Here is a 17153-nt window from a genome sequence, read left to right on the forward strand (position 1 = left end):
TATGAGCGAGTTATTGCGTGTAGAAAATGTTACAGGAGGATATACGAAACGACCTGTATTAAAAGATGTTTCGTTCTCTGTTAATAAAGGCGAACTTGTCGGCTTAATCGGTTTAAATGGAGCGGGTAAAAGTACGACGATTAAACATATTATCGGTTTAATGGAACCGAAAAAAGGAACTGTCACAATTAATGGGAAAACAATTCGTGATGATATGACAGCGTACCGTTCTAGTTTTTCGTTCATCCCAGAAACACCAGTATTATATGATGAGCTAACGCTAGAAGAACATTTGAAGTTAACAGCGATGGCTTACGGTGTTGATGAAAAACAATATGAAGAACGTGTAGGACAATTATTACAAGAATTTCGTATGAAAAATCGTTTGAAGTGGTTTCCGTCTCATTTCTCAAAAGGGATGAAACAAAAAGTAATGATTATGAGTGCATTTTTAGTGGAGCCATCTCTTTACATTGTGGACGAACCGTTCGTTGGGCTTGATCCGTTAGCAATCCAATCACTCCTTCAAATGATGGATCAAATGAAAAAGAGCGGTGCAGGTATTTTAATGAGTACACATATTTTAGCGACGGCAGAGCGTTATTGTGATTCATTCATTATTCTGCATCAAGGCGAAGTAAGAGCGAAGGGAACATTATCTGAGCTGCAATCACAGTTTCATATGCCGGGTGCAACGTTAGATGATATTTATATTGCATTAACGAAGGAAGAAGATTATGAATAGCACAGCGTTATGGAAAGAACGATTTCGTCACTTTCTAAAAGAGGTTCGTACATATAGTAAATACGTATTTAACGATCATTTAAAATTTATTTTCGTATTCATCATCGGCGCAGGAGCGTACTATTACCAGCAGTGGTTACAAACGTTAACCCCTTCGTTTCCGGCTGCGCTCGTTATGGCAGTGTTGCTTGGACTCGTATTAACGGCCGGATCGATACAAACGTTATTAAAAGAAGCGGATCTCGTTTACTTGCTGCCAGTTGAACAAAAATTAAAACCATACTTTACAAAGTCGTTTCTTTTTACGTTTATGATTCAGTTATACATAATCGCAATCGTAGCGGCAGCGCTTGCTCCGTTATACTTCCAGCAAATGAAGCAAACAGGAGCGGCTTACATATGGATTGTACTCGCGTTTATCATCGTAAAAGCGTGGAACTTATTCGTAGCGTGGGAAAAGTCATTTTTAACAGACCAAAATATACAAAGAGCTGATTGGTTCATTCGTTTCATTTTAAACGGCTTATTTGTTTATTTCCTTGTAGAGCGTACTTCCGTTATGTTTATTGGTGGAATCGTCCTTCTCATGGTGTTATACCTTGCGATACTGCATCAAATGGTGAAGGGGAAACCACTAAACTGGGAGTATTTAATTTCTGAAGAAGGTAAGAAGATGATGCTGTTGTACCGCATCGCGAATATGTTCGTTGATGTACCAGCATTAAAAGAGAGAGTAGCACGTAGAAAATGGCTTGATTTCATTCTGGCGATGATTGGTGAAAAGCGTACCTATTTATACTTATATACGAGAACGTTTCTACGATCTGGTAACTATTTCGGTTTATATGTGCGTTTGCTTGCACTTGGAGGAGTTATTTTGTACTTCATTCCGTTTTTATATGGACGATTTATCGTAAGCCTTATTTTCCTATACTTAATCGGTTATCAGCTCTTAACTTTATGGAAGCATCACCGCATGAAAATTTGGCTTGATTTGTATCCGGTTGGGGGAGAAGAGAAGAAGAAAGACTTTCTTACTTTATTAAATGCAATTCTTCTTACTGGCAGCGTTGTATTTACAGTTATATTTGCCCTTGCGACGAAAGATTTCATGATGACGGGAATTTTACTAGTCGTAAGCATAGTATTTAGTATCGGTTTCGTTTATCAATACGGGGCGAAACGTATTGAGCGTTTAAATTGAAGGGAATGAACCTATGATTACATATGAAGAGAAGGTTATAATAGAAGTAGAGCAGTGGAAAGCTACATTCATGAAAGATTCTTCTATGATGACACGGTTCTCAAAGAAAGTGCAGACGAAAGTACAACAGCTTATTCCGGCGAAAGTACAAAAAGTATTAACAGAAACGATTCGGATGATGGTGCAAACAATTAGTGCCGGATCAAACTTTATAAAGCCGAAATTAAAAGAGACGAACTGGTCGTTGCAAAGACGAGATGATGAAGTACGTAAAAAAATGGATGAGTATAAAAAAATAGCAGCGGCAGAAGGAGCGGGGACGGGAGCAGGCGGTATTCTCCTTGGCCTTGCTGACTTTCCGCTTTTACTCGGCATTAAAATTAAATTTTTATTTGATGCAGCAACGTTGTACGGGTTTGATACGAGTAACAAAGAAGAGCGCCTTTTTATCCTTCACGTTTTCCAACTTGCCTTTTCAAGTGACGACCACCGAAAAGAAATATGGAAAGCAATCGAAACGTGGGACACAGAAAAAGAAAATCATATGGACTGGGAAAAGTTCCAAACAGAGTACCGAGACTATATCGATTTAGCGAAAATGCTTCAGCTCGTACCAATAATCGGTGCCCCAGTCGGCGCATATGCGAACTATCAACTACTACAAAGGCTTGGCGAAGTGACGATGAATTGTTATCGTATGCGATTGTTGAATAGGGATTAAAAAGAAAGCATCCTAAATTTTGATTTAGGATGCTTTTTTGTTTTCATGATTAATGCTTGAAAAGAAGAAGGTATAATTCAGATTGTCTTTTCAGCGTTTTAGGCTGAAATTAGTGGTTAAGTAATTATTACTCTAGCCGATCTAATCCCCATCCAACAATTGAATAATTTTGACGTTTACTAATTGAAACAAAGAATTTTCTGTTTTTCTGGTCTTTTACATGACCAGAAACTCGAATCATACCACCACTAACGGCAGGCCTGATATCAACTTTAGTCACTATAACATCTATATTTTCTCTTGTTTTTATATGTTGTATTGCAACTTCAGCAGCTTTTTCTTTAGTTATATTTCTATCGTAAATAAAGGATGTAGTACAGCCTATAGCTAAAAATATAATTGCTAAAATGATTAAAAATATAATGTTCTTCTTTTTTAAATTATCCATATTTCCCCTCATAGAATAAGGGAATGCAGATCAGATCAGCATACAAGCATTCCCTTGCTATAATTATGTTATTTTATGTATTTAATTGTTAGGATTTTATTATAAGTTACAATTAGCTTATTTTTCTCATTAAATTTATCCCCAATATGAGACTGTATAATTTTGGATTTTATTTATTACAACATAATGTTTCTTTTGTTTATTATTTTTATCATAGCCGCTAACTCTAATAGAACCTGCGAGTTCTAATTGGTAAATTTTAACTTCTGTTACTACAAAATCTATATTTTTCCTTTTTTTCATGTGTTGTATAGCAACTTCAGCAGCTTTTTCTTTTTCTACATTTCTATCATGCATAACTTTTAGTGTACATCCTATAGTTAAAGTTATAATTGTGATCATGATTAAAATTATGATGTTTTTCTTTTTTAATTCCCTCATACAATCCCTCCTGGAATTAACTTGTAATTAATACTATCAATTATTTTTAAGAAGAGGGAAATATAAGTAATGGGGTTAGTGGTGAATTTCTTGTTCGTTTATCAAGAATAAGTTTGGAATTATAAAGAAACTTGGGAAGCTATTGAAATAACTAGTTCTGTATCATTACATAATTTTGTAAATAGTTGCATCAAAATAAATTGTTATTGTCTTTCGTAGTTTGCTTTATGATGCGGACACATTTGATGTAATAGGTGCCCTTACGTTTTTTAATAGTTTGTATGTTTCTCGACTGTACTTAAGTGTTTTTGATGGTATGGATTTATTTAGGCGTTCATTATAATCTTGTCTCGCCCCAAATTCGTCTGGAGCATAGAAGTTAGGTGGGGACGAACAAAACCCCCACTGAATAAAGTTTCACTTTATTCGTCGCCCCAATATTCGACTTTATAGTTTTGGGACTTGTTTATTACAACGTAAAGTTTTTTTTGGTTATTGTTTTTATCATACCCTCTAACTCTAATAAAGCCCGCAAGTTCTAATTGCTGAATTTTTACATCGGTTACCACAAAATCTATTTTTTTTTCTTTTTTCATAGTTTTTATTGCAACTTCAGCAGCTCTTTCTTTAGTTATATTTCTATTGTGAATAAAGGATGTAGTACAGCCTATGGCTAAAACTATAATTGCTAAAATAATTAAAATTATAATATTCTTTTTTTTGGAATTACTCATATTTTTCCTCCTTGAATTGTTTATAATTTACTTATACTATAAATCTTTTTTGAGGAGATGGAAACTATGGGTAGTTCTGTTAGTGATCAAGTACTTTCTCGTTTATCAGGTGAGAGTTATGATGATACGGTTTCCGTTGAAGTAAAAGTTGGGAATCATTTAGAAACTTGGGAACGTATTAAAATACCTACTTCTGTATCGTTACATAATCCTAATAATAGTTTTGATGCAACCATTTATAAAAATGATGAAACGAAACAAATCGTTATTGCTTATCGTGGTTCTTGGGAAGCGCCTGATTTTTATGATGCGGATTTATTTGATGTTATGGGGGGACGTGTTAGAAAAAATCAAGATAGTTTAGATAATTTAAATAAAATTGATACTTCATCACTGCCTTTAACTGAGCAATTTAATTTTGCCACAGCTAAAGAAAGGGCTAAAAAAGCAGTAGAAGAAAGTCAATTTACGAATGCGGATGACTTAGCAAAAGACGTGAAAAATTATATAGCAGATCCTAAAAATGATTTAGATGGGTATCGTCTTACATTAACCGGTCATTCTTTAGGTGGTGGTTTAGGTGAATATGCAGGGGTTATGAATGATGTACCAGTTGTAAGTTTTGAAGCACCTAATGTAATAGACTTATTACATAAAGATAAAAAAGAGAAGGCTTTAAGAGGAGATTATAAAAATCTAATCACGACTTATGGAAACCCTAATGATACAGTGTTTACAGGGTTTAGAGGGAATGATAATAAAAATAGAGGCCGTATAGGACATTTGTATTATACAGATAAACCAGATGCGAAAAATGATTCTAAGTTGCACGATGTAAGTGGCTATATTCCATATTCGTCATTTTTGATAAATGGTTATAATGCTGTTCGTTTTTTTATGGGATTTATGGGACCAAGTTTTCATTCCATGAAAAACTTTAGTTATGATAAATATGGTTACTTGAATATGCCAAATATGTATGATGGGGAAACTGGTCAAAGGGTTGTATCTTCACCTCGCGCTGGGGAAATAACTATTCGTTTATCAGTGGAAGAGGTAAAACAAATTGCAAAAGATTTAAAAAGAGAAATTGATGATATTAATCAAAAATTAGTACAAGCGAGTAACAAAATTATTAATATTTTACAGCAATCACCAGCTAGCGTAGAAGGGAATTTAATTAATACAGTTACATATAGCGTATACGGATTCCAAAGGGGATATATGGAGCGTATTCGTTCAGAAGCCGATTTTATTGAACAACGAGCAGATAACTTTAAAAATGTGGATGAACAAAATTAAGTGAGGGATTTTTTGTGAAAAATTATGACGTTATTGCACATGCTGTTGATGTGATAGGCGCAAAAAATGATTTAGAATCATGTATTTCAGATTTGGAGAATCATAGAAAAAACGTGAACTCAATTAAAGTATTATTGACACATAACTGGGAAGGGAATACAGCAAAAGAAATTGAAAGAAGATTAAGTGAAGTGGATAAAGAACTAGTCTATAGAATTGATGAGTTTAGAAAAATACAAGATGATTTAGAGAGATATAGAAAAGCAATGGAAGCTTTCTCAAATCAATTTATGATGATGGGTCCTAAATATTAAATTAAAAGAAGCGCTTATAAAAGTGCTTCTTTTGCTAATAATCAATGGGGAGGAACAAAATCTCCACTGATTAAAGTTTCACTTTATTCGTCGCCCAAATATTCGACTTTATAGTTTTGGGATTGATTTATTACAATGTAATGTTTTTTTTGTTTATTGTTTTTGTCGAATCCTAAGACAGTAATAAAGCCTGCACGTGCTAAGTGTTCGATTTTGACATCGGTTACCACGAAATCAATATTTTCTTCTTTTTTCATGTGCTGTATTGCAACTTCAGCAGCCTTTTCTTTTGCAGCATTTTGGTCATGACTAAACTTTGCTATATAACCTACAATTAAAATCATAATTATTACGGATAATAATATGAAAATATTTTGTTTCTTATTGAGGATCATCTAAATTCCACCCCATGATAGAGTAATTTTGTTTTTTACTTACTGTGACATAAAATTTTCTTTTTTTATCATTTTTCGCATATCCTCTAACTTCAATAAATCCTCCTTGAAAAGCTGGTTTCATATCGACTTTAGTTACTATAACATCTATATTTTCTCTTGTTTTTATATGTTGTATTGCAGCTTCAGCAGCTTTTTCTTTTGTTGTATTTCTATTGTGAATAAAGGATGTAGTACAGCCTATGGCTAAAAATATAATTGCTAAAATGATTAAAATTATAAACCTTTTCTTTTTTGATTTATCCATATGTATCTCCTGAAATTTTTTTATATTATTTTTTATAAAGAAATAATATAAAACAAATCGTTAACTAATCGTGTTTTAGTTCAAAATTTTTCGTGGTTGAAATGGTACTGATATGATAGTTATTAGCGTATTCAACTGAAGCAGTAAATTCTTTCATTTTATCATTAGTCACATAGCCTGATATAGAGATAGTTTGAAAGTCTTTTGGTCCAAATTCATGATCAGTAATTGTTACATCTAAGCCCTCTGTTTTTTTGAAATATTGAATGGTTTCTTCTGTTGCTTTATTAACGATTTGTTGTTCCTCATTCTTTTGATCTATAGTGCATCCTCCTAAAAGGATAAGTGTAAAAATAAAGAATAATCTTATACCGTATTTTTTCATGAATAATCACTCCATAAATGTTGCGTTATATTCCTCTTCACTAAATTTTATATCCACAGAACATTGTGTGGTGGGGGATAAAGAAAGGGCTCTTTAAAAGAGTGCCTTTTCTTTATTATTTTAAATGTAAATTTTCACTTGTAGAGATAGAACCTATTGTATATTCATCTCCACCATATTCTATTGTAATATTAAATGTTTTGCTTTCATCATTTTTTATATAGCCGGAGATAAAGATACCTTGTAAATCACTTGGACCAAATCTATAATCAGTGATTACTACATCTAAGTCTTGTTTTTCTTTGAAGTATTGGATTGTCCTTTCTTCTGCCTGTTCAACTATTTGTTGTTCAGTATTTTTTTGATCTATAGTACATCCCCCTAAAATACTTGAAATAAATATAAAGAATAGAAAAAAACTAATTTTTTTGATTTTAATATCCATATTTATCCTCCATGAATGTTATCTTAATTATAAGAATATATCAAATGTTGTAGGAGAAAAATGTTTTGAGTAACAAAAATGAAATTTTAGATTCTACTTTCTATCAATTAGCAGACACAACGTATAAATCTGATAAAGATATTGAAGAAGAAGTTGTTATTACCAATAAAGAAGGTCGAAGTTTACAAGCATAGGAAAAGGGAGGAACATTCCACGATAAATTGGGATAGACGCAGTAGTCTTTGTACGAGATGTGAATGGGGAAAAGCATGTTATGGTAGATTTCCGAGGAACAGAAGGGGATAAAATTATAGAGAAAAACTCTTTAGGCATTCCGGTGAAGCCAGGGGAAGGTATGAAGGATTTAAAAACAGATACAAATCATTTTGTTAAGAAAAAAATTCATATGCTAAAATATTTTACGTAAAAAAGACACTCTAGTGAGTGTCTAATGATTATTCTTTTAATTTTAGATTTTTAGAGTATGATCTAGAACTTATATTATACTCTCCACCCCCATATTCTACACCTACCCCAAACGTTTTGCTTTTATCTCCTTTAACGTGTCCATCTATAAATACAGTTTGAAAATCATTGGGGGAGAACTCATGTCCTGTAATTACTACATCTAGCTCCTCTCTTTCTTTAAAATATTTAATGGTTACCTCTTCTGCCTTTGCTACTATTTCTTTTTCTTCATTTGTTTTATTATTCATACTGCATCCTCCTAAAAGGATAAGTGTAAGGATAATGAATAATCTTATACCATTTTTTTTCAATCAAAACCCCTCCATTAATGTTATTCTATATTTAGAATATATTAAATTATCTGGGAGTGGGATGTTTTGAAGGAAAATGATAAAGTTTTAGATTCTAGTTATTATTAGCTGTCAAGGTTTGCTTATCGTGGTGATGAAAAAGCATGTTGGGAAGCGATGATACAAAAGGAAAAAATCTTGTTAGAAGATGGTGCAGTAGCTCCTTTCTATCAAACGGGACGCTCATACTTATAACAATTGTCTATTAAAGTGCTTGTGACGAATGATTTTGGGGGAGAATTTAATTTTAAATGGACTGAAGTTAAATAATGAAATGACATTGCTGTATGATGGTAACTAAAAAGAGCCTCTAGTGAGTATCTAATGACCTAGTTTTTTCATTCTAGACTTTCAGAATATGTTCTAGAAGTGACTCTATAATCACTATCTCCATATTCGACATGCAATGTAAATGCTTGAGTTTTATCGTCTTTAACATGTCCTTTTATAAAAACAGTTTGAAAATCACTCGGAGCAAATTCATATCCAGTAATTACTACATCTAGATTTTCTTTTTCCTTAAAATATTTAATGGTTGTTTCATTTGCTTTTTCAACTATTGGTTGTTCAGTATTTTTTTGATCCATAGTACATCCCCCTAAAGTACCTAAAATAAGTATAAATAATAAATGAAAACTAAATTTTTCAATTTTAATATCCATATTTGTGCTCCAATAATGACATCTTGATTATATAAAATATCGTGATAGAAGGAATGTTTTTAGTGAAAAAAGCACTCACTTTTTCTGGTAGCAGGTGTTTTTTAGTTTTTCTTTCTTATAAGGGACACTCCTGAATGAAAGAAACAAACTTAACTAGTTATGTTGAAGTGAAACCGTTAGATTTATTGTTTTAAATCAAAACCTTCAGATGTGGAAATGGAACCGATGTGATAATCATTAGCGTATTCAACATCTGCCGAGAATTTTTTATTTTTATCATCTTTCACATGTCCTGAAACCCAAACACTTTGAAAGTCCTTCGGGGCAAATTGATGTTTAGTAATCACTACGTCTAGATTTTCTTTTTCTTTAAAATACTGAATGGTTGTTTCTGTTGCTTTATTAACTATTTGTTGTTCCTCATTCTTTTGATCTACCGTACATCCACCTAAAAGGATAAGTGTAAAGATAAAGAATAATCTTATAGCATGTTTTTTCACGAATAATCACTCCATTAATAGTGCGTTATATTCCTCTTTACTAAATTTTATATTCACTGAACATTGTGTGGTGAAGCATAAAGAAAAGGCACTCTAAAGTGCCCAGATTATTAGTTTTTAAGCTCTAAATTTTTGGAGTGAGACATAGAGCTTATATGATATTCTCCTCCATCATATTCTTCGTCCATAGAAAAAATCTTATTTTTGTTATCTTTAACATGTCCGTTTATAAAAACTATTTAAAAATCCTTGGGAGCATATAGGAATGATTTAGATGAAAATTATGGGAAGTTAGTATTTTAATTTTAAACTTTTACTTTTAGAAATTGAACCTATCGTGTATTTATCTCCGCTATATTGAATAGTTATATTAAATGTTTTGTCTTTATCATCTTTGACATGCCCAGAGATATAAATGGATTGTAGGTCTTTAGGACCAAACTCATGCCCAGTAATTACTACGTCCAAATCTTGCTTTTCCTTAAAGTATGTAATGGTTGTCGCTTTTGCTTCTTTTACTACTTTTTCTTCATTGTTTTTTTGATCCATAGTACATCCTCCTAAAGTACTTAAAATAAGTATAAATAATAAACAAAAACTAAATTTTTTAATAGTAATATCCATATTTATCCTCCATAAATGTTATCTTAATTATAAGAATATATCAAATGTTGTAGGAGGGAAATGTTTTGAGTAATAAAAATGAAGTTTTAGATTCTACTTTCTATCAATTAGCAGACACTGCGTATAAATCTGATAAAGATATTGATGAAGAAGTTGTTATTACCAATAAAGATGGTCGAAGTTTACAAACATGGGAAAAGGGAGAAACATTCCACGACAAACAAACCGGAATGGACGCAGTAGTCTTTGAACGAGATGTGGATGGGAAAAAGCAAGTTATGGTATCTTTCCGAGGAACAGAAGGAGATAAAATTATAGAGAAAAACTCTTTAGGTCTTCCGATGAAGCCAGGGGAAGGTATGAAGGATTTAAAAACGGATACGAATCATTTTGTATTACGAGAAGGTGTTCATGAACCAGCAGCACCTCCAGTAGCAGGGACTGAGAATGAAGGTTCAAAGAAATATTGGAATGAAGAGAATCAGCGCTGGGAAACACATAATCAATTCGAACAAGCTGAAAGGGTCATGAAACAAGTAACGGATACATACAAGGACAGGGATGATGTAGAGATATATACGACGGGTCATTCGTTAGGGGGAGCTTTAGCGGAATATGCAGCGGCATCTAATGATAATGTAAGATGTATGTCATGGAATGCACCGAGTGCAAAACATTTGTTACCGCCTGATTTACAAGAAAGAGCTAATAATGGAGAATTTAAAGGTAGAATTGTCTCGATTGTTCACGGATCAGATTCAATCGGTTATGGTCCTTTTGGTCCATATGATGGTCATATAGGTTCAACTTATGCTGTTACACCACCTGTTACGAAAGAAGACCTTTCTAAATTACCATTGGAACAAAGAATATTGTTTGAAGCTAATCGCTTTTTGGACTCCGTAAAAGATAAACCTGGATTTCATTATCAAAATAATAAGTATTTCAAGATGGGGAAAGATGGGAATTTGTCGAGTTCATATCTTTTGAATTTAGATACAGGGGAAAGAGTATATGATTCACCTGGTAAGTTATTAGGCGGGGGAGAAATTCGTGTAGTTGTAGAGAATCTAGAACAAGCCGTAAGAGATATGAAGCGAAACGCACAAGAATTTCAAGATAGAGTACCAAGGTTAATTTCTAATATGATGACATTATTAGAAACGGCTGAAAGTAGACGGGTAGAGGCTAAAGTAAATAATATACGTGCACATGTAGAGCATTTAAGTTTTTGGTACATACGAACAGCAACGGAAATTTCAGATTTTATTGAGAAGAAAGCCGATGATTATAAGAAGACGGATCAACAATATTAAGGGAGAAGATTAAGATGCCGAGAATCTACTTAAATGAAGAAGCATTGAACCAAGCTTTACAACAATTTGACCAGATGATTCAAGACTTAAACCATAATAAAAGGGTTGTAAGTAATGTACATAATTTACTCTTATCAAGCTGGTCTCAACTTGGAGTAGGGAAAAAAGCCATTAGCGATTTAGAATCTTTCAAAAAAGATATTGAAAGAAGAATGGAAGAATTAGAGTCTGATAAAAGAGAGTTAAAGGGTGCGATTGATTTATTAAAAGCGTTAGATCAAAGTTATGATTACATGGGGCCTAAATATTAGATTACAACAAGCACTGACAACGGTGCTTGTTGTAGTTTAATTGGATGAAAGATTACTGTAGTAATTATGGAGGAATATGATTCTGATTCATAAAGTAAATGGAGAAAGTAATATGTAGTTTTAAATCAAACTTGCAAACGATAATTTTTTATTTTACAATTTATTTACCGACCGGTAAGTAAAAATAAGTGAGGTACAGTATGACAAAGAATTTACAAACATCGCAAAACATTGTAGAGGCGTCATTTAAACTTATGGCAGAGCACGGTATTGAGAAAATGAGTCTTTCCATGATTGCGAAAGAGGTAGGTATTTCAAAACCGGCTATTTATTATCATTTTTCTTCTAAAGAAGCGTTAGTGGACTTTTTATTTGAAGAAATTTTTTCTGGGTATCATTTCGTGAGTTATTTTGATAAAGAGCAATATACGAAAGAAAATTTTGCAGAAAAGTTAATTTCAGATGGTTTACATATGCTTTCTGAGTATGAAGGACAAGAAGGAATATTACGCGTTATAAATGAATTCATCGTAACTGCATCGCGAAATGAAAAATATCAGAAACGCTTATTTGAAATACAAGAAGAGTTTTTAAATGGTTTCCATGATTTATTGAAGAAAGGTGTGGGACTTGACGTTGTGTCACAACAGGCAACGGAAGAAAATGCTCATACGTTAGCACTCGTGATCGATAATATGAGCAACTACATGCTCATGGGATTCCAGTTAAAGTATAAAGAAATTTGGATTCGGAATGTGAAAAACGTCATGAAGGAGGAGTAAAGATGAAAATGCAAAAAAACTGGTGGCTCGGTTTTCTTGGGTTTATTGGGGTGTATAAAATTCCAGGCATGATAGAAGCTTTTCAAGCGGATGGAAATTGGATGAAGTTAATCGGTTTCATTTGGCTACTTTGGTTCGGATATTTTATTCCTGAGAAGAAAGAAGATTAAATTTCAATTTTCTGTAAGGTTACGTAAAATATAGATTGAGACTATTTATATATTAGATTACTAGATTTGGAGTGGTTACATGGAGCCATTGAAAAATGAAATTCACCCTGACATGGTCAAGGTGTGGAAAATTCGGGCTTTAATTGAAGAAGGAATAGGTATACTCGTCATGTTAGCGTACCTTTTCCTCATGATAAAGTTTGATTGGTGGGCGTGGATTTTGTATGTGATGATTGGACTAACAGTTGTGTTCGCGCCATTTTCGTACTTCTTATTCCCGAAACTACGTCAGCGTTATTACAGCTACCAACTAAATGAAGAAGAACTTGAAATTCAACACGGTCTTTTCGTCGTAAAGCGCGTATTAGTACCGATGATTCGTGTACAGCACGTGACGATTGAACAAGGGCCGATTATGAGAAAATACGGTTTAGCAGAATTACAAATTTCAACAGCAGCAACTTCTCACAGCATCCCAGGCTTAACGATGTATGAAGCGGAAATGTTGAAAACGAAAATCGCAGAATTAGCGAAAGTGAGTGATGAGGATGTATAAGAGGCAGCATCCGATCACGATGTTATTAGAATTAAAAATAACAGACTTTATCCCACTCTTTATTTTCATGTTTAGTTTAAACGGAAAATTTCCGTTTTGGTATTTAATTCCCGCTGCATTCGGTTTATTCACCGTTTTTTCAGCGTTTGAAAAATGGTATTACACAACGTATTGGGTTGAAAATAACGTATTACATGTGAAACAAGGTCTCTTCGTGAAGAAGGAGAGCTACTTAAATAAAGAACGTGTTCAAACGATTAATACAAGTTCTAACGTGTTATATCAAATGCTTGGCTTAAAGAAAATCCAAATTGAAACAGCTGGCGGGGGCGATGATGCGGAGGTTAGCTTAGCCGGTATTACAGTAGAAGAGGCAACTGAGCTTATTGCTTTGCTAAATGAGCCAACTCCAGAAGTGAAAGCAGAAGGAACGCTAGACGAAAAAGCGGAACATGCAATAGAAAAAGAAATCGTTACAGAAGAAAAACAAACGACAGAATATAAATTGACTTGGAAAGAAATTTTACTAGCCTCTGTTACATCGGGTCAGTTTGGGCTATTATTCTCGTTAATCTTTTTCGTGTATCACCAAGTAGATGAGTATATTCCGAAATGGATAGAGAATAGCGTAAAGTCGTATGTAATGAAACATGATATATATGGCTGGATTTTCATGGTAGCTATTTTGCTTGTCCTTTCGTGGATTATATCTACAATCGGGTATGCGCTAAAACATGGAGATTTCACAGTAAATCGAAGAAATGACGAAGTCCGCATTTCACAAGGATTACTTGAGAAAAAAGAACTTGTCCTAAAGTTACATCGTATTCAAGGGATTACGATAAAAGAAAGTATTTTACGTCAGCCATTCGGTTATTGTGCTGTGCAAGTAGAAGTGATTCAAAGTAAGGGAACGGGTGACGAAAAAGAAAAAGTTACACTCCACCCAATCATTCGAAAAGATCGAGTACAACAGTTACTCGCGCATTTACAATTACCATACGAACTTCATACAAATATTATTTCATTACCAAAAACAGCATTACGTCGCTATCTCATTGATAGCTTCATCTTCTTCGCAATGATAGCTATCCCGCTTATTGGAATAAGTATATACTTTGAAAAGCACTTCATCATGTGGGCACTCATTCCGCTTGCGATCCTCATCTTTACACTTGGATACGCAACATTTAAAACAAATGGTTACGGTGTAAACGGAGAGCAAATTACGCTTGTATATCGCAGCGTTGGCAAATATACAGGACTTGTTAGAAGAAGACACGTCCAATCAATGGAGAAGACGCAATCCTATTTCCAGCGCCGCGCGGATTTATGTACGTATAAGTTCTCTAACGCATCATCGAATTATAAATTAGAGCATACGAGAGTAGAAGATGCGGAGAGAATGCAGGATTGGTATAAGAAGAGAATAATTGAGAATTAAGTGGAATGGCTCGTCTTTTGCGGAAGGCGGGCTGTTTTTTATGTGAAAATAATGAATAATATATTTTGACGATATAGCTGATTCCTTTTATAAACAGTATAGTTTCTAGGGAGCTAACATAGGATTTGAATTGATTTAAAGATGATGGAACAAAATAAGGTGAAACTTTAATCAGTGTGGGTTTTCTTCATCCGCACTGATTATTAGTTGAATTAATCGGACTTTAATGGGCAGTTGATCCCCACCTAAATTCTTTGCTCTCGCTGAATTTTGAGATGGGGGTCTTACTGCCCATTAAAATGGGATAAAACGAATTGAGCAAAAAAACTTGCAAAACTAAAAGAGGAGTTGTATATTAATTGATGCATCAAATATTGATATATCAATTAATGTTTTAATAAGTAAGAAGGAGGAATTTTCGAAAACGTGTTATTCAGACGATGTCGGATTTTTATATAAGCTATAAGATTAAAGCGAAGATAGAGGGGGCACAACACTGTGGAAATAATCGCAGCTATTTTAGTCGGGATCGTAGCATTAGAACATTTATTTATCATGATCCTCGAAATGTTTTTTATGAATTCAAAAGTGGCAAAACGTGCTTTTCAATTACCGGAGCATTTAGAAGGAGATCGAAACGTAGCCATTATGTTTGCAAACCAAGGTTTATATAATGGGTTTTTAGCCGTTGGTCTCATTTGGGGACTTATACTTGGTTTCAATTCAATTGGTTATATGGTTCAATTATTCTTTGTAATATGTGTGGTAGTAGCAGCTCTGTTCGGTGGTTTCACATCTAATAAATCAATTATTGTGAAACAAGGGCTTCCAGCTATATTAGCGTTGATTGCCCTTTTAATTGTGATATAGAACTAAAGCGTTTGTATAAAAGAACTCATTTTTGAAAAATACGTTATTCTTTCTTCCTATAGGCTCATAGGAAAGAATAGCGTATTTTTTTTTTTTTAAGGGGGTATATCCTTCAATTTAATCAAAAATGTAAATTCTTTTTTTAGCGCGATTGTTATGAAAATACGTATTACATTAAGGATTAGAACCGGATTAACGCTTTAAAACATAGAAGGTGGGGAAAATAATGTAAAAAAAACTATTGTATGTTTAAAAATCATGTGTTACATTTGTGTTACAAAATAGTTACAAACTGTAACTTATGTTGCGGTTTGTTTTCTTTTGTTTTTCGGTATGTTACAAATCGGAGTACGTATCGAATCGTCAGAAGATATATAAAGTTCAAAAAGTTTTTCTGTGTGTATAAGAGTGTGTGTAGTAAAGAGCCTGGTGAGAACTTTGCGCACATTATTAAAATTCCTTTCTGTCTTTAAAAGAAGAAAACCAACTACCAACTATTTAGGAGTTTTAAGTAATGATAGTAAATGAAATGTACTTCCTTTCCCGCACACAAAGTACATATTTACGCTCAGTCTAATTACTACACAGACTTTTATACATATAAAACTATTGTTTTAGGGGATATATAGGAGGAGAAAAAATGAAAAAGTTATTAATGGTAATTGGACTTACATTTTTAATGTTAGCTGGATGTAGTAATGGGAATTTTGACAAAGCAATGGATGAAGGAAAGACCGCGTTAACGAATAAAGAGTATAAAAATGCCTTATCATCATTTGAAAAAGCTCTAGATGAGAAGAAAGATGATTCAGATGCAAAGATGCTTGTAGAACAAACGAAAGTAATGATTGAAGCTGTGAAGTTAAAAGAAGAAACAAAGGTAGAAGAATCAATCAAGTCATTTGAAAAAGTAGAGAACATGAAGAATGGAAATAGTACGTTAGTAAAACAAGCGAAGGAAGAACGAACAGCATTATTAGCTATCGTCGAACAAAAAAAGAAGTATAGCGAGCAACTGGTGAAAAGTGAAGAGTTAATAAATAAGAAAAATTACGCAGAAGCGAAAGATATATTAAATAAGCTAGTTTCAGAAACAAAAGATAACAAAAATCTTGAAGAATATAATAAAAAAGCTTCAGGATTAATTACTAAAATTGGTGAAGCAGAAAAGAATGCAACGGTAGCGAAGGCAGAAAAAACTAATGTAGCAACAAATCAAAAGGTAACAACAGAGAAGCCTCAAAAGGTAGAGACAGAAAAGAACCAAAAGGTAACGACAGAGAAGCCTCAAAAGGTAGAAGTAGAAAAGAACCAAAAGGAAACAGCAGAGAAGCCTCAAAAAGTAGAAACAGAAAAGAACCAGAAGGTAACGACAGAGAAGAACCAAAAGGTAGAGACAGGAAAGACTCAAGATGCATTTACTTTTGAGAAAGCGAAAGAATATATTAAAAATGAATATAAAGAAGACTATGATTATACGCTAGAAAATACGCAAGTAGAGAATGGAAAGAAATATTATCAAATTAGAGTGCGTACGACATATAAAATAGAAGGCGCAGCTGGATCAGGATTTACGGGCGTATTTAAAGTATTTGAAGATGGTACGATTGTTGAAGTGCACTAAATTGATGAGATGATCTTTATATTTCTAGTAAGAAT

At 33.3% G+C, this 17153-nt stretch carries 25 protein-coding genes and 2 pseudogenes; 16 read left to right on the top strand and 11 right to left on the bottom strand.

Annotated features, from left to right (window positions below):
• Position 1 precedes the first annotated feature (1 nt).
• From ecsA to ecsC, 3 genes are read left to right on the top strand one after another with little or no spacing between them, the layout of a single operon-like run.
• On the top strand, positions 2-745 hold the full coding sequence (gene ecsA / locus ACTFSI_RS05460) for an ABC transporter ATP-binding protein EcsA (RefSeq protein WP_001292602.1): 744 nt from the start codon (positions 2-4) through the stop codon (positions 743-745).
• The gene (gene ecsB, locus ACTFSI_RS05465) at positions 738-1949 is read left to right on the top strand and encodes an ABC transporter permease EcsB (RefSeq protein WP_138322361.1); all 1212 of its coding nucleotides are present in this window, start codon (positions 738-740) and stop codon (positions 1947-1949) included. Before ecsA ends, ecsB begins: the two co-directional genes overlap by 8 nt.
• 13 nt (positions 1950-1962) lie before the next feature.
• Positions 1963-2670, top strand: a complete 708-nt coding sequence (gene ecsC, locus ACTFSI_RS05470) for an ecs operon protein EcsC (protein ID WP_139895640.1) — start codon at positions 1963-1965, stop codon at positions 2668-2670.
• A gap of 127 nt (positions 2671-2797) precedes the next feature.
• Here ecsC and ACTFSI_RS05475 read toward each other — a convergent pair whose 3' ends face one another.
• From ACTFSI_RS05475 to ACTFSI_RS05485, 3 genes are all read right to left on the bottom strand, one after another.
• Complete coding sequence (locus tag ACTFSI_RS05475) at positions 2798-3118, bottom strand: hypothetical protein (RefSeq protein ID WP_138322359.1); 321 nt, start codon at positions 3116-3118, stop codon at positions 2798-2800.
• A gap of 135 nt (positions 3119-3253) precedes the next feature.
• On the bottom strand, positions 3254-3559 hold the full coding sequence (locus tag ACTFSI_RS05480; protein ID WP_138322358.1) for a hypothetical protein: 306 nt from the start codon (positions 3557-3559) through the stop codon (positions 3254-3256).
• A gap of 422 nt (positions 3560-3981) precedes the next feature.
• Positions 3982-4293: a hypothetical protein gene (locus tag ACTFSI_RS05485; RefSeq protein ID WP_000071631.1), complete on the bottom strand. Its 312-nt coding sequence runs from the start codon at positions 4291-4293 to the stop codon at positions 3982-3984.
• Between the two features lie 66 nt (positions 4294-4359).
• On the opposite strand from ACTFSI_RS05485, the gene ACTFSI_RS05490 reads away from it, so the two are divergent.
• Together ACTFSI_RS05490 and ACTFSI_RS05495 are read left to right on the top strand one after the other, a co-directional pair.
• Positions 4360-5595, top strand: coding sequence for a hypothetical protein (locus ACTFSI_RS05490; protein WP_044792653.1), 1236 nt, complete (start codon positions 4360-4362; stop codon positions 5593-5595).
• Positions 5596-5609: 14 nt separating this feature from the next.
• Positions 5610-5909, top strand: a complete 300-nt coding sequence (locus ACTFSI_RS05495; RefSeq protein ID WP_000800686.1) for a hypothetical protein — start codon at positions 5610-5612, stop codon at positions 5907-5909.
• An 83-nt stretch (positions 5910-5992) separates the two neighbouring features.
• On the opposite strand, the gene ACTFSI_RS05500 is transcribed toward ACTFSI_RS05495, so the two are convergent.
• The 4 genes from ACTFSI_RS05500 to ACTFSI_RS05515 all read right to left on the bottom strand — a co-directional run bounded on the left by ACTFSI_RS05500 (position 5993) and on the right by ACTFSI_RS05515 (position 7441).
• A complete protein-coding gene (locus ACTFSI_RS05500; protein WP_440045261.1) occupies positions 5993-6304 on the bottom strand; it encodes a hypothetical protein in 312 nt (103 codons plus the stop codon).
• Positions 6291-6611 carry a hypothetical protein gene (locus ACTFSI_RS05505; protein WP_440045262.1) on the bottom strand — a complete coding sequence of 107 codons (321 nt, stop codon included), beginning with the start codon at positions 6609-6611 and terminating at the stop codon, positions 6291-6293. The genes ACTFSI_RS05500 and ACTFSI_RS05505 overlap by 14 nt, the downstream gene beginning before the upstream one ends.
• Positions 6612-6675: 64 nt before the next feature.
• On the bottom strand, positions 6676-6996 hold the full coding sequence (locus tag ACTFSI_RS05510; protein ID WP_000759838.1) for a hypothetical protein: 321 nt from the start codon (positions 6994-6996) through the stop codon (positions 6676-6678).
• Positions 6997-7111: 115 nt separating this feature from the next.
• Complete coding sequence (locus ACTFSI_RS05515; protein ID WP_070805422.1) at positions 7112-7441, bottom strand: hypothetical protein; 330 nt, start codon at positions 7439-7441, stop codon at positions 7112-7114.
• 65 nt (positions 7442-7506) lie between these two features.
• Here ACTFSI_RS05515 and ACTFSI_RS05520 point away from each other — a divergent pair, with 65 nt between their 5' ends.
• Positions 7507-7635 carry a hypothetical protein gene (locus ACTFSI_RS05520; protein WP_000066505.1) on the top strand — a complete coding sequence of 43 codons (129 nt, stop codon included), beginning with the start codon at positions 7507-7509 and terminating at the stop codon, positions 7633-7635.
• 9 nt (positions 7636-7644) lie between these two features.
• Positions 7645-7841, top strand: a pseudogene (locus tag ACTFSI_RS05525) (lipase family protein); the annotation flags it as partial.
• A 55-nt stretch (positions 7842-7896) separates the two neighbouring features.
• Here the strand turns inward: ACTFSI_RS05525 and ACTFSI_RS05530 are convergent.
• A complete protein-coding gene (locus tag ACTFSI_RS05530) occupies positions 7897-8220 on the bottom strand; it encodes a hypothetical protein (protein ID WP_071729444.1) in 324 nt (107 codons plus the stop codon).
• Between the two features lie 129 nt (positions 8221-8349).
• Here ACTFSI_RS05530 and ACTFSI_RS05535 point away from each other — a divergent pair.
• Positions 8350-8529: pseudogene (locus ACTFSI_RS05535) on the top strand (peptide ABC transporter substrate-binding protein); the annotation flags it as partial.
• 68 nt (positions 8530-8597) lie between these two features.
• Here ACTFSI_RS05535 and ACTFSI_RS05540 read toward each other — a convergent pair.
• The 3 genes from ACTFSI_RS05540 to ACTFSI_RS05550 form a co-directional block, all read right to left on the bottom strand.
• Entirely contained in the window at positions 8598-8921 is a 324-nt protein-coding gene (locus ACTFSI_RS05540; RefSeq protein ID WP_014481601.1) for a hypothetical protein, read from the bottom strand.
• Positions 8922-9103: 182 nt separating this feature from the next.
• Entirely contained in the window at positions 9104-9421 is a 318-nt protein-coding gene (locus tag ACTFSI_RS05545) for a hypothetical protein (protein ID WP_000716031.1), read from the bottom strand.
• Positions 9422-9712: 291 nt separating this feature from the next.
• Positions 9713-9970: a hypothetical protein gene (locus ACTFSI_RS05550; protein ID WP_000372301.1), complete on the bottom strand. Its 258-nt coding sequence runs from the start codon at positions 9968-9970 to the stop codon at positions 9713-9715.
• 140 nt (positions 9971-10110) lie between these two features.
• Here ACTFSI_RS05550 and ACTFSI_RS05555 point away from each other — a divergent pair, with 140 nt between their 5' ends.
• The 8 genes from ACTFSI_RS05555 to ACTFSI_RS05590 all read left to right on the top strand — a co-directional run bounded on the left by ACTFSI_RS05555 (position 10111) and on the right by ACTFSI_RS05590 (position 17118).
• Positions 10111-11361 carry a lipase family protein gene (locus tag ACTFSI_RS05555; RefSeq protein WP_277616988.1) on the top strand — a complete coding sequence of 417 codons (1251 nt, stop codon included), beginning with the start codon at positions 10111-10113 and terminating at the stop codon, positions 11359-11361.
• Positions 11362-11375: 14 nt separating this feature from the next.
• Positions 11376-11672, top strand: a complete 297-nt coding sequence (locus tag ACTFSI_RS05560) for a hypothetical protein (protein WP_001137436.1) — start codon at positions 11376-11378, stop codon at positions 11670-11672.
• 200 nt (positions 11673-11872) lie between these two features.
• Positions 11873-12454 (top strand): TetR/AcrR family transcriptional regulator, encoded by a 582-nt coding sequence (locus ACTFSI_RS05565; RefSeq protein WP_138322348.1) that lies wholly within the window; start codon positions 11873-11875, stop codon positions 12452-12454.
• A 2-nt stretch (positions 12455-12456) separates the two neighbouring features.
• A complete protein-coding gene (locus ACTFSI_RS05570; protein ID WP_000783813.1) occupies positions 12457-12624 on the top strand; it encodes a hypothetical protein in 168 nt (55 codons plus the stop codon).
• 79 nt (positions 12625-12703) lie between these two features.
• Complete coding sequence (locus tag ACTFSI_RS05575) at positions 12704-13180, top strand: PH domain-containing protein (RefSeq protein ID WP_138322347.1); 477 nt, start codon at positions 12704-12706, stop codon at positions 13178-13180.
• On the top strand, positions 13173-14624 hold the full coding sequence (locus tag ACTFSI_RS05580; RefSeq protein ID WP_138322346.1) for a PH domain-containing protein: 1452 nt from the start codon (positions 13173-13175) through the stop codon (positions 14622-14624). Before ACTFSI_RS05575 ends, ACTFSI_RS05580 begins: the two co-directional genes overlap by 8 nt.
• A gap of 498 nt (positions 14625-15122) precedes the next feature.
• Positions 15123-15494 (top strand): DUF1304 domain-containing protein, encoded by a 372-nt coding sequence (locus ACTFSI_RS05585; RefSeq protein ID WP_138322345.1) that lies wholly within the window; start codon positions 15123-15125, stop codon positions 15492-15494.
• A 640-nt stretch (positions 15495-16134) separates the two neighbouring features.
• Entirely contained in the window at positions 16135-17118 is a 984-nt protein-coding gene (locus tag ACTFSI_RS05590) for a hypothetical protein (RefSeq protein WP_138322344.1), read from the top strand.
• The last annotated feature ends 35 nt before the right edge of the window (positions 17119-17153 follow it).

This window comes from Bacillus cereus group sp. MYBK101-2 (genome assembly GCF_051918845.1).
GTDB classification, from domain to species: Bacteria; Bacillota; Bacilli; order Bacillales; family Bacillaceae_G; genus Bacillus_A; species Bacillus_A paranthracis.

What these genes read in the sequence shown, in the direction of transcription:
- ACTFSI_RS05560 (WP_001137436.1), top strand. Translation starts at nt 11,376, where the DNA reads ATGCCGAGAATCTACTTAAATGAAGAAGCATTGAACCAAGCTTTACAA.
- ACTFSI_RS05565 (WP_138322348.1), top strand. Translation starts at nt 11,873, where the DNA reads ATGACAAAGAATTTACAAACATCGCAAAACATTGTAGAGGCGTCATTT.
- ACTFSI_RS05570 (WP_000783813.1), top strand. Translation starts at nt 12,457, where the DNA reads ATGAAAATGCAAAAAAACTGGTGGCTCGGTTTTCTTGGGTTTATTGGG.
- ACTFSI_RS05480 (WP_138322358.1), bottom strand. Translation starts at nt 3,559, where the DNA reads ATGAGGGAATTAAAAAAGAAAAACATCATAATTTTAATCATGATCACA.
- ACTFSI_RS05490 (WP_044792653.1), top strand. Translation starts at nt 4,360, where the DNA reads ATGGGTAGTTCTGTTAGTGATCAAGTACTTTCTCGTTTATCAGGTGAG.
- ecsA (WP_001292602.1), top strand. Translation starts at nt 2, where the DNA reads ATGAGCGAGTTATTGCGTGTAGAAAATGTTACAGGAGGATATACGAAA.
- ACTFSI_RS05485 (WP_000071631.1), bottom strand. Translation starts at nt 4,293, where the DNA reads ATGAGTAATTCCAAAAAAAAGAATATTATAATTTTAATTATTTTAGCA.
- ACTFSI_RS05580 (WP_138322346.1), top strand. Translation starts at nt 13,173, where the DNA reads ATGTATAAGAGGCAGCATCCGATCACGATGTTATTAGAATTAAAAATA.
- ACTFSI_RS05510 (WP_000759838.1), bottom strand. Translation starts at nt 6,996, where the DNA reads ATGAAAAAATACGGTATAAGATTATTCTTTATTTTTACACTTATCCTT.
- ACTFSI_RS05575 (WP_138322347.1), top strand. Translation starts at nt 12,704, where the DNA reads ATGGAGCCATTGAAAAATGAAATTCACCCTGACATGGTCAAGGTGTGG.
- ecsB (WP_138322361.1), top strand. Translation starts at nt 738, where the DNA reads ATGAATAGCACAGCGTTATGGAAAGAACGATTTCGTCACTTTCTAAAA.
- ACTFSI_RS05540 (WP_014481601.1), bottom strand. Translation starts at nt 8,921, where the DNA reads ATGGATATTAAAATTGAAAAATTTAGTTTTCATTTATTATTTATACTT.
- ecsC (WP_139895640.1), top strand. Translation starts at nt 1,963, where the DNA reads ATGATTACATATGAAGAGAAGGTTATAATAGAAGTAGAGCAGTGGAAA.
- ACTFSI_RS05500 (WP_440045261.1), bottom strand. Translation starts at nt 6,304, where the DNA reads ATGATCCTCAATAAGAAACAAAATATTTTCATATTATTATCCGTAATA.
- ACTFSI_RS05475 (WP_138322359.1), bottom strand. Translation starts at nt 3,118, where the DNA reads ATGGATAATTTAAAAAAGAAGAACATTATATTTTTAATCATTTTAGCA.
- ACTFSI_RS05515 (WP_070805422.1), bottom strand. Translation starts at nt 7,441, where the DNA reads ATGGATATTAAAATCAAAAAAATTAGTTTTTTTCTATTCTTTATATTT.
- ACTFSI_RS05550 (WP_000372301.1), bottom strand. Translation starts at nt 9,970, where the DNA reads ATGGATCAAAAAAACAATGAAGAAAAAGTAGTAAAAGAAGCAAAAGCG.
- ACTFSI_RS05590 (WP_138322344.1), top strand. Translation starts at nt 16,135, where the DNA reads ATGAAAAAGTTATTAATGGTAATTGGACTTACATTTTTAATGTTAGCT.
- ACTFSI_RS05505 (WP_440045262.1), bottom strand. Translation starts at nt 6,611, where the DNA reads ATGGATAAATCAAAAAAGAAAAGGTTTATAATTTTAATCATTTTAGCA.